13 protein-coding genes and 2 tRNA genes are annotated in these 12005 nt (G+C 64.7%); 9 read left to right on the forward strand and 6 right to left on the reverse strand.

Annotated elements, in window-relative coordinates; genetic code table 11:
- Positions 1-13: 13 nt before the first annotated feature.
- Entirely contained in the window at positions 14-1924 is a 1911-nt protein-coding gene (locus C441_RS16805; RefSeq protein WP_007276166.1) for a hypothetical protein, read from the forward strand.
- A gap of 310 nt (positions 1925-2234) precedes the next feature.
- Here C441_RS16805 and C441_RS16810 read toward each other — a convergent pair.
- Together C441_RS16810 and C441_RS16815 are read right to left on the reverse strand one after the other, a co-directional pair.
- Positions 2235-2306 (reverse strand) — tRNA-Thr (locus C441_RS16810).
- A gap of 78 nt (positions 2307-2384) precedes the next feature.
- Positions 2385-3062, reverse strand: coding sequence for a DUF7114 family protein (locus C441_RS16815; protein ID WP_007276167.1), 678 nt, complete (start codon positions 3060-3062; stop codon positions 2385-2387).
- Positions 3063-3122: 60 nt separating this feature from the next.
- Here C441_RS16815 and C441_RS16820 point away from each other — a divergent pair, with 60 nt between their 5' ends.
- On the forward strand, positions 3123-3818 hold the full coding sequence (locus C441_RS16820) for an enoyl-CoA hydratase/isomerase family protein (protein ID WP_007276168.1): 696 nt from the start codon (positions 3123-3125) through the stop codon (positions 3816-3818).
- 33 nt (positions 3819-3851) lie between these two features.
- On the opposite strand, the gene C441_RS16825 is transcribed toward C441_RS16820, so the two are convergent.
- Entirely contained in the window at positions 3852-4682 is an 831-nt protein-coding gene (locus tag C441_RS16825; protein ID WP_007276169.1) for an NAD+ synthase, read from the reverse strand.
- 324 nt (positions 4683-5006) lie between these two features.
- On the opposite strand from C441_RS16825, the gene C441_RS16830 reads away from it, so the two are divergent.
- Positions 5007-5077: transfer RNA gene (locus C441_RS16830), tRNA-Gly, on the forward strand.
- Between the two features lie 335 nt (positions 5078-5412).
- A complete protein-coding gene (locus C441_RS16835) occupies positions 5413-5592 on the forward strand; it encodes a hypothetical protein (protein ID WP_049920660.1) in 180 nt (59 codons plus the stop codon).
- Between the two features lie 14 nt (positions 5593-5606).
- Here the strand turns inward: C441_RS16835 and C441_RS16840 are convergent, their stop codons facing one another.
- The 3 genes from C441_RS16840 to C441_RS16850 form a co-directional block, all read right to left on the reverse strand.
- On the reverse strand, positions 5607-5786 hold the full coding sequence (locus C441_RS16840) for a hypothetical protein (RefSeq protein ID WP_004967471.1): 180 nt from the start codon (positions 5784-5786) through the stop codon (positions 5607-5609).
- A gap of 50 nt (positions 5787-5836) precedes the next feature.
- The gene (locus C441_RS16845) at positions 5837-6133 is read right to left on the reverse strand and encodes a DUF7577 domain-containing protein (protein ID WP_004967472.1); all 297 of its coding nucleotides are present in this window, start codon (positions 6131-6133) and stop codon (positions 5837-5839) included.
- Between the two features lie 114 nt (positions 6134-6247).
- The gene (locus C441_RS16850; protein WP_007276170.1) at positions 6248-7165 is read right to left on the reverse strand and encodes an acyltransferase; all 918 of its coding nucleotides are present in this window, start codon (positions 7163-7165) and stop codon (positions 6248-6250) included.
- A gap of 191 nt (positions 7166-7356) precedes the next feature.
- On the opposite strand from C441_RS16850, the gene C441_RS16855 reads away from it, so the two are divergent.
- The 5 genes from C441_RS16855 to C441_RS16870 all read left to right on the forward strand — a co-directional run bounded on the left by C441_RS16855 (position 7357) and on the right by C441_RS16870 (position 12001).
- Positions 7357-8430 carry an aldo/keto reductase gene (locus C441_RS16855; protein WP_007276171.1) on the forward strand — a complete coding sequence of 358 codons (1074 nt, stop codon included), beginning with the start codon at positions 7357-7359 and terminating at the stop codon, positions 8428-8430.
- Positions 8430-8600 (forward strand): hypothetical protein, encoded by a 171-nt coding sequence (locus C441_RS20070; RefSeq protein WP_004041755.1) that lies wholly within the window; start codon positions 8430-8432, stop codon positions 8598-8600. Before C441_RS16855 ends, C441_RS20070 begins: the two co-directional genes overlap by 1 nt.
- 193 nt (positions 8601-8793) lie before the next feature.
- Positions 8794-9258 carry a hypothetical protein gene (locus C441_RS16860; protein WP_007276172.1) on the forward strand — a complete coding sequence of 155 codons (465 nt, stop codon included), beginning with the start codon at positions 8794-8796 and terminating at the stop codon, positions 9256-9258.
- Between the two features lie 103 nt (positions 9259-9361).
- Positions 9362-11491: an alkaline phosphatase PhoX gene (locus C441_RS16865; protein ID WP_049920661.1), complete on the forward strand. Its 2130-nt coding sequence runs from the start codon at positions 9362-9364 to the stop codon at positions 11489-11491.
- A 51-nt stretch (positions 11492-11542) separates the two neighbouring features.
- Positions 11543-12001 (forward strand): SHOCT domain-containing protein, encoded by a 459-nt coding sequence (locus C441_RS16870; RefSeq protein ID WP_007276174.1) that lies wholly within the window; start codon positions 11543-11545, stop codon positions 11999-12001.
- Positions 12002-12005: the final 4 nt, after the last annotated feature.

Raw genomic sequence — 12005 nt, forward strand, 5'->3', positions numbered from 1 at the left:
GTTGTTCTGGGTTATGAATCATTTTGACCGTAAAATCATATCTATCCACGATAACGAGGAGTTGAATGAAGCGGAAGTCATACTCAAACAGACAGTGAACACGACTGTCCGAAAACTTCCGCTGGCTACGTTTCAAGAACACGAGAAACAATCGGACAACGGCGACGAAGATGGGGGAGATAAGTTAACGAACCAGAGCGTCGGTGGTGTTCAACGGGCACGCCAACTTGCAGAGGACAACCCCGGAGACACACTTCCTGCCGTCTATGGAGGTCTGTTCACAGTTGCAGAGTATTTCACCCGGTCGTTTGATGCGATCAAAGGGAAGTTCTTCGAGAAGGTGATTGCCGCCGAGGAAGACTCTCACCGCCTTGACGTCGACCGAAACCTCGGAAACCTAACCCAGTATCTCCTTGAGCCGGAACTCTGTTGGAAATCGCTCGATTACACCCGTGAAACGCTCACAGATGACGAAGAAGACAGGTTGTCTAATTTAGGCTCTGTTACGCTGAACCTCGGTAAGAACAACAAGCAGGCGAACTCGGACGCGACGCTATTCTTTGAGGACGAAGGCGTACTCGTATTCGGGGAACATCGGACAAGCGTAGTCAGCGGTGGGACGACCGCGAGACCGTCGCTGATGAGGAAACCAAAGGCGTTGGTTCGCGAGCTGACAAAATCAAACACGGTTGCCACGGTGTCCGACGAACTTGAACGGGAGTACAGTGTCCCTGCGGGCTCTTATACCCTCATCGAACTACTGAACGAAGTCGGCGTTGGTGAGATCCACTTCCACATTGGTATCCTTTTCAACGAGAAACGAACACCGGCGCGATGGGAGGAAGACCCACAGCAAGGAACGAGCCGCAGACTGATAGAGCAGTTTGAAGAAGAACTTCCAACAGACCTTACCAAAGACCTACGGGATATCAGCCTCGACGCCGACAATCTTAAATTAGAATTCGAAGTTCCCGTCTCACCGGATAGCGAGGAGTCGATTTCGTTTCATCTCTCGTTCCTCTACGGAGACGTGTATCTGAACACGATCTACAGCGGTTCGCTGGACGGTGTGGGACAAAACGGTTCACTCGACGCATTTGACTCGCCACGCTCGCTCCGAGATATAATCAGCGACAACGAGGCCGACGACCTTTGGCTGGGCTTCTCCATCGCAGAACGCGAGAACAAGGTGTTCGAGATGTCCGAGGAGGGCCGTAATAACGCGATGGCGATAGCGGATATGATTCTTGAGAGTGACACGTCGACTACGCGGCTTGCCGAGTTCCGTTCGATGTTATTGTCAGGGGAGCGCGGAAAAGCGGATCAGGAGTTGCTGTCTTTTGCACGCGACCTCGCAGAGCGGTACGACGAGAGTCGAGACAACAGATACGTTGAAGGAGTTTATGCGGGCGACCCGCTCGATTACCTACAGGATGTAGCCATCGAAGTCTTGGTGTACGACGCAATTTCCCGACCGATATTCCTGCGTCGGTTCCCGAGTATCGAGGAGGCAGAGGGAGAAGGACAAAAGGAGCTCGCGCGGGTTCGGGAGACGTTCGAGAAATACCTCTTCAAAATCGAGTCGGACACACAGAAGAAGCGACGAATATACAGGTGCGTCCGGAATCTGACGGAGTACTCCGATAGCGGTGAAAACGTACCTGCAAGCGGTGATGACGAGGTCAACTGGGGTTCAGCACCGACGTCTTCTGACATTGGAGACTTGCTCGATATGCGGGCACCGACGAAGATTCTCAACTCAATGACTGACGGGACAAAGGACACAGATGGCGGGATTCTGGTCAATCGAGAGAACAAATACGCGGTTCCGGCATCTGTAGCGCAACTGATGGAGCCGTATATGAGAGAGCTCCCTGACGACGTACAGGTGGACGTGCAGCAGACCAGCGCCACGGACTTCTAACTGATTCGGGTCGCCTGAGAGCAACAATCTGTTTTACAGTTCTCCCCGCGTGAGGAGTCATTAGTTGGGGGTCGACAGACTGTAAAGAGAGGGTACCGCAACGGGTGTCCCTAACGGCCGCTCGATAGCGGCAAAGACCCGGTTATGCGGGCGGGGAGCTTCTAGAAACGCTGGTAGGTAGCTAGGCGGTGTCCGAATGACGCTTTGTGCGGCACGCGCAAGCCCAAGCAGAGTTCACTCGCAAATCGGAGAGGTGCTCGCTGCTCAAATCCGTCTACAGCTTCTGCTCGTCACGTTGTTCCTCACAGAAAGCCTAGGCCGGGATTTGAACCCGGGGTCTCGTCCTTACCAAGGACGCGCTTTACCGCTAAGCTACCCAGGCAGGCATTCCTTGGTTGTCCGGGTTCCTCTTTAGGGGTTTCGATTCGAATCGCCCCGGAACCGTGGTAGCGTATGTCGATTAGCGGTCCGCGGCGGAGGTGACCGCGTCGTCGCCGCCACCGCCTCGGTAGAGCGCCGCGATTCGCTCTACGGTCCCCTCGGAGACGGTCTCGTCGGCCGGGGGGAAGTCGCCGTCGTGGGAGTCGGCCAGCCCGGCGGCGTACTCCACGAGGGCGGTCGGCGGGGCCGAGCCGACGGCCGTGGTGCCGGCGACGACGGCGAGCGTGCAGATGTTCACTTCGAGTTCGCCGTCGAGGTCCGGGCGCGCCGCCTCGTCTGCCGAGCGGCGGCGGGTCTGGTCGCGGCCGAAGGCGCGGACCGTCTCGACGGCGTGGTCGGCGGCCTCGGTTCGGGCGAGGAGGTAGAAGCCGCGCGAGACGAGCACGTCCGCCGCGAGGATGTCGAGGTCGGCGTCGGTGTCCGCCTCGGGGGAGTCGAGGTGCGACCACGGCTCGTCGTGGGCGAGCGCTCGGGTGAGCCGGAGGCCCTCGTAGATGAGTTGCACTCCGGCCGCGCGGGAGGCCAGCCCGTTCAGGTCGACCTTCGGTTCGACGGCCCGCGCGCTCACGAACGTGAGCACTGCCGGCGTCAAGGAGGCGGCGTCGAGGCGTTCGTCCAGCGCCGCGCGGAGGGCCTCGGGCTCGATGTCGGAGAGGGCCTCGCGCGCGGCCTCGCGGGCTCGCACGGCGTCGTCCATCGGCCGATACTTACGGTTGGGAGGGCAAAGACCTTTGGAAAACCACGGCACAACGGGCGTATGATACGGACGACGGACGACGGCGACCTCCGGGTCGTGACCATCGACCGCCCGGCGCGACGGAACGCCCTCAGACCGACCGACCTCGACGCACTCGAAGCCGCGGTCACGGGTACCGATGCGCCGGTCGTCCTCCTCCGGGGGAGCGGCCCGGCGTTCTGCGCCGGCGCGGACCTCGACAGCGTCGCCGACCTCGACGACCCCGAGGGATTCGCACAACACGGCCAGCGCGTCGCCGACGCCATCGAATCGGCCGAATCAGTCGTCGTCGCCGGCATCGACGGCGCGGCCCGCGGCGGCGGCGTCGAACTCGCGCTCGCCTGCGACGTGCGGGTGGCCACCCCGCGTGCGACCCTCGGCGAGCCGGGCGTCCGACTCGGGCTGTTCGGCGCGTGGGGTGGGACCGTTCGCCTCCCGCGCGTCGTCGGCGAGGGCCACGCCCTCGAATTCTCGCTTTCGGGCCGCGTCGTCGACGCCGACGAAGCCCTCCGAATGGGGCTCGTCTCCCGAATCGTCGACGACCCGCGGGCGGTCGCGGCCTCGATGGCCGACAACGACCACCGGTCGCTCCGAATCGTCAAGGAGCGACTGCGCGACCGCGGCGACCGAGAAGAACGACTCGACCGGGAAGCCGCCGACTTCGCGGAGTTGCATCGGGCGAACGCCGACGACATCGCGGCGGCGCGCGAAAAGTGAGTTCAGCGGGCGGGGTGGCGGGTCCGTGGCGACCTACACGTCGAGCGCCGACGGCGCGGGCGGCATCGACCGCTTGTGGGCGCTCCCCTCGACGAGGCCGACCACGCGGTCGACCTGTTGTTCGGTCACGTCGAGGTGACGGACCGTCGCGGACTTCGAGAGCGGGCCGTCCACGTGGAGCGCGAGAATCGCGTCGAGCGCGTCGTAGGTGAGGCCGAGTTCGCCCTCGTCGGTCTGTCCGGACCACATCTCGGCCGACGGGGTCTGCAACACGAGGTCTTCCGGCACGCCGACGTGGGCGGCCAGCTGGCGGACCTGCTGTTTGTAGAGGTTCCCGATGGGGTTGCAGTCGACCGCCTGGTCGCCGTACTTCGTGAAGTAGCCGGTCATCGCCTCGGCGCGGTTGCCCGTCCCGAGCACGATGCGGTTCTCGTGGTTGGCGACGAAGTAGTTGAGCACCGCCCGCGTGCGGACGTAGACGTTTCCGGCGGCCATGCGGTCGTCGGCCGCCTCGGGGAACGTGTCGAAGAACGTCTCCGCGATGGGCTGAATCTCGACCACGTCGTACTCGATTTCCAGCATCTCGGCGACTCCCTCGGCGTCGCTCATCATGTCCTCGTCGTTCGCCACGCTCGGCATGACGAGCCCGTGGAGGTTCTCCTTCCCGAGCGCCTCGACGGCGAGGAAGGCGGTGAGCGTCGAGTCGATACCCCCGGACAGCCCGATGACGGCCCCATCGGCACCGGCGGCCTCGACGGTGTCTTCGATGAAGGTCGTGATGTGCTCGCGGTGCGCTTCGAGTTCCTCGTCGGACAGCAGGAGGTCGAACGGAGCGTCCTCCGAGAGAACGTCGACGGATGTCATGACCCCCGGTTGGGTCTGGGGGGCCAAATAGGCACGTGTCACGCGAAAACAATGGACGGCCGTCCAGTTTTCGCGGGGGTTCGATGGGGTGAAGCGCTACGTTCAAGTGCCCCCGCGGTCTACGAATTTTTGCTTCGGAACGCGGTTCGAAGCGGAGCGCGCCGATGTGTTGTCGAACGACGTGAGACAACGCGCGGGGCGAACGAATGTGAGCGCCGATGGGTGACTGAACGAAGTGAAGTCAGCCACGGGGCGAACGAATGTGAGCGCCGATGGTCGACCGAGCGGAGCGAGGTCGAGTCAGGGGCGCAAGCGAAGCGTAGCGCGCCGATGGTCCAGTGGTAGGACACGAGCTTCCCAAGCTCGGAGCCCGGGTTCAATTCCCGGTCGGCGCATCTTCTGAACGGAATCAGACGAGGAGCCGAACGGCTCTGAGTCCTATGGAGTGAAGAGATGCGATCCGAGGGAATTGAATCAGCGAGCAACGCGAAGCGTTGCGAGTGAGGTACAATTCCCGGTCGGCGCACTTCCGGTGAGACGCTGTCTCACCGACGTACCGTTCGCTTCACTCACGGTACTCCCTCCAGTCGTTTGCCGACCGACCTTCGCAAACCTTCGGTTTGCTCAGTTCTGGCGAGATGCTATCTCGCCAACGTGCCGCTCGTTTCACTCGCGGCACTCCCGGTCGGCGTACAACCGGTTTTATTGACAGTTGTCCGAACGGGACGACATGGAAACTGAAGCGGCCCTCCTGTCGATTCGACGCTGGCTGATGGCGCTCGCGCTGTTACTCACGGTTCAGATGTACACCGACGCAGTCGGCTGGACCGGTCAGCCGGTCCCGCTCGCGCTACTGGGCGCGGGCGTCTACGTCGCCATCGCGTTGTTTCTCACCTTCTTCGAAGAATAGCCCGCCGCGCCGACTCAGAAAAACAGGTTCTGCACGTCGTCGAACTGCGGAGACTCCGAACGGAACACCGGCTCGCGGGCGGTCTGGCGAATCATCGCGTGGCGTTCGAGGGCCGAGTCGAATTCGAGAATCGCCCGCTCGATGTCGCGGGCGAGCGCGTCGATTTCGCCGTGGAGTTCGTCGTCGTCGGCCATGATACGCGTAGTTAGTCGAGGGCTGGTAAAACGGACTCGGCTACGGGTCGTCACCGGAGCCGTCGGGTGCAGTTCCAACAGAGGTCGAACGTGGTGTCGGCCTCGTTTTCGGCCCCGCAGTTCGGGCAGATGCGCTCGCCCGTCGGCGTCGTCTGCACGCCGGCCTGCGAGCCGTCGTCGAACGACGCCGCGATTTCGGGGTGAACGTAGCGGTCCGTCCGGGCGGAGTCTCGTCCGGTTCCCTCGCCCATCGTCGGCTCACCGCCGTTGACGAGGTACCGATAGACCAGAAGCTGGAGCAGGGTCAACCCGAGGGCGTAGACGACGATCCAACCCCAGACGTCCATCACACATTGACTTACGTTAGCATGCTATATCGGTCCTTCGGTCGAACGGGTCTGTTGAGGCTCTCGGCGGTGGTCACGGGCGATGCCGACGGGGCGGCTTCGCGTCGAAAAGGGCTACTCGCGCCGGTGGGAATCCACCGGGCCGTCGAGGTCGCGGTCGAACTCGTCGAAGGCCTCGATGTCGTCGGGGAGCTCGTAGGGAATCTCGCGCTCGTCGGCGCGGCGCTCGCCTCCGGCGTCGAGCGGTTCGGCCGCGTCCTCGAAGCCGGGCTTTACTTTCACGCTCTTGGCGGGGGAGCCGACCGCGATGTGGTGGGCGGGCACGTCGCCCTGTACGACCGACCGCGCGCCGACGATGGCGTTCTCGCCGACCGAAACGCCGGCGTTGACCATCGCGTCGTAGGTGATGCGCGCGTCGTCGCCGATGGTCGTGTGGTAGTTCCTGACCTCGGTCTGGTCGACGGTGTCGTGGGAGTGGCTGTAGATGTGGGCGCTGTCGGAGATGGAGACGCGGTCGCCGATGGTGAGCTTCCCGCGGTCGTCGAGGTGGACGTCGTCGTGGATGACGGTGTTGTCGCCGACGGAGATGTTGTGGCCGTAGGAGAAGGTGACGCCCTTGAAGATGCGGAGGTTGTCGCCGGCCTCGGCGAACAGGTGGTCGGCGAGCATCTGCCGGAACCGGAGGGCGAAGGCGACGTTGTCGGCCATCGGCGTCGCGTCGAACTGCCGCCAGAGCCACTGGAGATGCTTCGAGCGCTTGAACCGCTCGTCGTCCTTCTCGGCGTAGTACTCGGCTTCGAGCGTCGCGTTGCACGGGTCGTACCCCTGCAACCGAACCCGCGTCGCGGGCGAGACGGGCTTGCCGTTCTGCCAGCGCTCCCACGCCTCGCGGTCGCCGAACAGGTCGATGAGGGTGTCCCGAACGACCGTGCAGGTGTCTTCGTCCGAGGCGAGCCGACCGTCAACCTCGTCGATAAACGCCTGTAAGCCTTCTTCGGCGTCCTCCGGAAGCGAAACGTGGACCTTCGTCATTGCACCGTCGTAAGCCGTCGAGATTCAAAGGGATTCGGTTGTGCGAACCCCGCGTCAGGCCTCCTCCGGGCAATACTGGCTGGTTCCGGGCGTTTGCGATGCGTGAAACCGAGCGTCGCGCGGGTCCGGAGATTCCCAGCGTACGGGAACAAAACACACGGAATAAGTCGCCCCAATTCGTAGGGCCGGCCATGCACTACCGCGAACTCGGCACCTCCGGAATCGAAGTCAGCGAGGTCGGCTTCGGTGCGTGGGTCGTCGGGACCGACTGGTGGGGCGACCGCTCGGACGAAGACTCCATCGAGATGCTCCACCACGCCATCGAGCAGGGCATCGACTTCTTCGACACGGGCGACGTCTACGGCCACGGCCACTCCGAGGAAGTCGTCGGCGAGGCGCTTGCCGACTACCGCGACGAGGTCACCGTCGCCACCAAAATCGGCTACGACTTCTACAACAACCCCCAGGCCGGCCACGGCGAACTCCCCAAGGAGATAACCGGCGAGTGGGTCCGCGAGGCGACCGAAAAGAGCCTCGAACGCCTCGACATGGAGTACGTCGACCTCCTGCAACTCCACAACGCGAACGTCGACGAGGTCACGCCCGACGTGCTCGAAGCCCTCGACGAACTGAAAGAGGAGGGTCTCATCGAGGCCACCGGCTGGGCGCTCGGCCCCTCCATCGGCTGGCTGGCCGAAGGCGACATGGCCATCGAAGAGGAGTTCGACGCGCTCCAAATCGTCTGGAACGCCTTCGAGCAGGACGTGGGCAACCACTTCCTCGACACCATCCGCGAGACCGGCTCCCCGACGAGCCTCATCGCCCGCGTGCCGCACTCCTCGGGCCTCCTGAACGAGCAGGTCCGCCCCGAGACCGAACTCGGCTCCGGCGACCACCGCGGCTTCCGCCCCGACGAGTGGTACGAGACGGGCTGGGAGAAACTCGAACAACTCCGCTTCCTCGAACGCGACGGCGAACGGACGATGGCGCAGGCGTCTATCGCCTACCTCCTCGGCTACGACGAGACCGCGGCCGTCACGCCGACGTTCCGCACGAAAGCCGACATCGACGAGTGGGCGAAGGCCTCCGACGTGCCGAAACTCACCGACGAGGAGATGACCCGCGTCGAGGAACTGTACGCGGACAACTTCGGCATCGACCGCTTCGACGGCATGGACGCGCTCCGCTCGTCGGTCGACGGCGACGACATCCGCGCGGCCGGCCTCGACAAGCGCGTCGCGAAGGGCGCGCGCAACGAAGCATAATGGGTCGCCTGAAGACCCTCCTCGGCGTCACCGCGGTCGCCCACGTCGCGCTCGCGTGGCTGGTCAGTCTCGACGCCAAGAAGCGCGGCGACGACGCCGGCAAGTGGATTGCGCTGACGCTCCTCACCGGCGTTGTCGGTGCCGCGAAGTACGTCCGCGACGGCCGCTGACGACGGCGGTCCCGCGGCGGCTCGGTCGCGCGTTCGCTCGTTTTGGTTCGTTCTGTTTCCCTCGTTTCGGACGCTCACGAGGGCTCCCGTTCGATATATATCCAACTTATAAGCCTACTACACCCCCGCCGTCGAACCCGACCGGTACGGTCGCCGCGGTGCGCTCGCGCCGGGGCGACGCGCACACCCGAACATGTCGAATTCAGCATCTCCCTCCCCCGAGACGCGGTCGGAGCGCGCGTACAGAACCTACCCGCTGGGCGTCCGAATCGTCGAGTACGACGACCCAGATGAGGAGGGTCGCCGATACGGCTTCCGCGCGCCCGACCACGCGGGCCGCGAGTTCGACGACCCCGACACGGCCGCGCTCTACGCCGACGTCTACTTCGACGTGAACGGGTTCGTCGAGGCCGGCACGGGCGACCGCGGCGTGCCGCCGGAAATCATTCAAGCGGGCCGCGACACCCTCGCCGCGTACTTCCTGACGCACCCCTACGCCGACGCCGACTGGGTGGCGTCGTTCTACGGGAAAAAGCGGGCGCGAATCGAGCGCTACGTCGCGGCCGTCCGACGACGCGCCGAGGAGATTCGAGACGGGGTCGAGGCGCTCGAACGCGAGGGGAAGCCAGTCGCGGACGACGCGTCGGCCGCGGAGTGAGACCGGACCGCTATATAATCAACAGACCGCTCTCCCTCGGACAGTATTGCAACCTTGTTGTCATATAAATCTACACGGGGGCCGGTTCCGCTTCTTCGGTCGCATGGTGGAATTCACTCGGCGAACCCTCATGGCATCGTCCGTCGCCGCCGCGCTGGGAGCGAGCGTGGCGGGCGTCGGTCAGGCGGCCGACCCCGACGACCCGAACACGCCGCGCGCACCGCTCGTGCGCGGCGAACTCAAGCGGTTTTCGACGACGGCGTTCGGCGCGGAAGTGACCGGTCCGTTCGTCTTCGGCGACGGGTCGCTCCTCTACAGCCTCCAGCACCCCGACCGCGAGAACCCCGCGCCCTACGACAGGGCGGCGGTCGGCTACTTCTCCGGCTTCCAGTTCTCGTTCGACGGCGAGAGCGACTTCGACGAGCTGTCGACGCCCGAGACGGACGCAGAGCGGCGGACGGTCCGGTCCGCCGCCGGCGACTACGAGATTCTGGCCCGCGAGCGCGACGTCATCAACGGCGGGTCGGAACTCCTCGGCGTGCCGCAGACGCCCGACGGAACGAACATCACGAGCGACCAGTTCAGCGGGTCGAAGTACGCCGACGCGGGCTACACCCCCGACTGCAACCAGTTCGTCGCCACGAACGACGAGGAGACCGAAGGCTACCTGTTCACCAACTGGGAGGCGAGTCCGGGTAACGTCTCGCGGATTCCGCTCAGTCGGGACGACGACGGCTCGTGGACCGCCGACCTCGAAAACGCGCTGAACCTCGCCAACACCGACGCCCTGCGCGACCTCGGGGGGACGCGAATCAACTGCTACGGCGACCTGAGCCCGTGGAACACGATGCTGTCGGCCGAGGAGAACTACGGCCACCCGCGCGTCTCGCTGACCGCGACGGTCGGCGACATCGTCGAGAAGGGGACGGGCAAGGGGCTCCGCGGCGCACACGAGTTCTGGAACCGACCCAACCCGACCGAGATTCAGGCGGCCGTCGACGACTACTACGGCGACGAGTCGTGGTTCGTCCAGAGCTACTGGGCGGTCGCGGGCGTCGAACTCCTCGCGTACTACCTCGGCGCGGAGCCGGTCGACCAGTCCGGCGACGGCAACGATCTGACGCCCATCGGCGACGTCTACCCCAACCCGTACCGCTACGGCTACATCGTCGACGTCCGCGACCCGGCCGCCGAGACCCCCGAGCCGGTCAAGTACTACGTCATGGGACGGGCCGCGTGGGAGTGCCCCGACGTGCAGTCCGACGAGCGGACGGTCTACCTCGCCTCCGACGGCGACAGCAAGGGCGTCTACAAGTTCGTCGCCGACGAGCCGATTCCGAGCTACGACGACCCGATGGACCTCGCCGGAACGCTCTACGCGCCGTACGTGACGAACCGCGACGCCGCGGTCGAAGCGCCCCCGGCAGACGTGAACCTCGAAATCGAGTGGGTCGAACTCGGGCACGCGACCAACGCGGAAGTCGCGGCGTGGGTCGCGGAGTACGACGGCGTCACGCAGGTCGACTACCTCGAAACCCACACGGACTGGGAGGAGGGCGACGAGGTGACTCCCGAACTCCTCGAAGCCGCCGACAGGGCGGTCGTCGAAAACGGCAACCGCGACTACGTCACCGACGAGGAAATCGTCGAGTGGGCCGACCAGTACGAGGCGGCCGGTCCCGGTGGCGTGGACGAGAGACTCCGACGCGTCCCGTTCCTCGAAACCCGCGCGGCCGCGAAGGAAATCGGCGCGACCATCGAGTTCAACAAGGCCGAGGGCATCGACAGCGTCGACGGCGCGGAACCCGGCGACTACGTCTACTTCGGCATCTCCGAACTCAACGACGACATGTCGAACGACGCGGGCGACCTCCAGTTCCAGCGCGTCGACGGCGGCGTCGTCTACCGCGCGGAACTGGCGGCCGATTACAACGTCTCGACGCTCGAACCCGTCATCGTCGGCCCCGACGCGAGCGACCCCGCCGCCGTCGCCGACGACGCGCTCATCAACGTCGACAACCTCGACGTGATGGACGACGGCCGCGTGCTCTGTTGCGAGGACGCCGACCAGTTCGGCCGCTCGTACAAAAACGACTGCCTCTACGTCTACACGCCCGAAGACGGCGACCGCGGCCACGGGAACGACCCCGACGGCGACGACGCCGACAACCCGGGGCGAGGCGACGGTGACGGCACTCCGGGACGCGGCAACGGGAACGGAAACAGCGACTAACCCGCCTCGCTCGGACGCGGTTTTTTGTATTTAGAGAGACACGTCCGACCGATGGTCCTCGAACGATTCGGTTCGGTACTCTCCCGCGAGGCCCGCGTCGTAGCCCGAAGCCCGCCGCTTTTGGGAGCGGTCACCGGGGCGTGGTTGATGCTCATCGCGCTGATGATGGGGCTCGAAGCGCACCTCGCCGTCGTCTGGTTTCTCGTCGTCGCGCCGACGGTGATGGCGCTGGCGTACGCCGGGCGGCGCGTCCGTCGCCGCGGACGCGGCGACCCCGACGGCGAAGGCGAGTGGACGGGGTCGGCGGACGGTTCCGGGTACGACCCGGTCGACGACGAGTCGGCCATCGAGCGACTGCGGGAGCGCTACGCCGCCGGCGAACTCTCCGACGAGGAGTTCGAGCGCCGCCTCGACAGACTGGTCGAGACCGAAGACCTCCTCGCCGGGTCGCAATCGCGGGCGCAGGCTCGGGCGACAGACGAGTCGGAACCGACTTTCGAGCGGAACTGAAGCC

Origin of the sequence: Haloferax sulfurifontis ATCC BAA-897 (genome assembly GCF_000337835.1) — an archaeon.
Lineage (GTDB): Archaea > Halobacteriota > Halobacteria > Halobacteriales > Haloferacaceae > Haloferax > Haloferax denitrificans.

What these genes read in the sequence shown, in the direction of transcription:
- C441_RS16805 (WP_007276166.1), top strand. Translation starts at nt 14, where the DNA reads ATGAATCATTTTGACCGTAAAATCATATCTATCCACGATAACGAGGAG.
- C441_RS16815 (WP_007276167.1), bottom strand. Translation starts at nt 3,062, where the DNA reads ATGGACGACGCCGTGCGAGCCCGCGAGGCCGCGCGCGAGGCCCTCTCC.
- C441_RS16820 (WP_007276168.1), top strand. Translation starts at nt 3,123, where the DNA reads ATGATACGGACGACGGACGACGGCGACCTCCGGGTCGTGACCATCGAC.
- C441_RS16825 (WP_007276169.1), bottom strand. Translation starts at nt 4,682, where the DNA reads ATGACATCCGTCGACGTTCTCTCGGAGGACGCTCCGTTCGACCTCCTG.
- C441_RS16835 (WP_049920660.1), top strand. Translation starts at nt 5,413, where the DNA reads ATGGAAACTGAAGCGGCCCTCCTGTCGATTCGACGCTGGCTGATGGCG.
- C441_RS16840 (WP_004967471.1), bottom strand. Translation starts at nt 5,786, where the DNA reads ATGGCCGACGACGACGAACTCCACGGCGAAATCGACGCGCTCGCCCGC.
- C441_RS16845 (WP_004967472.1), bottom strand. Translation starts at nt 6,133, where the DNA reads ATGGACGTCTGGGGTTGGATCGTCGTCTACGCCCTCGGGTTGACCCTG.
- C441_RS16850 (WP_007276170.1), bottom strand. Translation starts at nt 7,165, where the DNA reads ATGACGAAGGTCCACGTTTCGCTTCCGGAGGACGCCGAAGAAGGCTTA.
- C441_RS16855 (WP_007276171.1), top strand. Translation starts at nt 7,357, where the DNA reads ATGCACTACCGCGAACTCGGCACCTCCGGAATCGAAGTCAGCGAGGTC.
- C441_RS20070 (WP_004041755.1), top strand. Translation starts at nt 8,430, where the DNA reads ATGGGTCGCCTGAAGACCCTCCTCGGCGTCACCGCGGTCGCCCACGTC.
- C441_RS16860 (WP_007276172.1), top strand. Translation starts at nt 8,794, where the DNA reads ATGTCGAATTCAGCATCTCCCTCCCCCGAGACGCGGTCGGAGCGCGCG.
- C441_RS16865 (WP_049920661.1), top strand. Translation starts at nt 9,362, where the DNA reads ATGGTGGAATTCACTCGGCGAACCCTCATGGCATCGTCCGTCGCCGCC.
- C441_RS16870 (WP_007276174.1), top strand. Translation starts at nt 11,543, where the DNA reads ATGGTCCTCGAACGATTCGGTTCGGTACTCTCCCGCGAGGCCCGCGTC.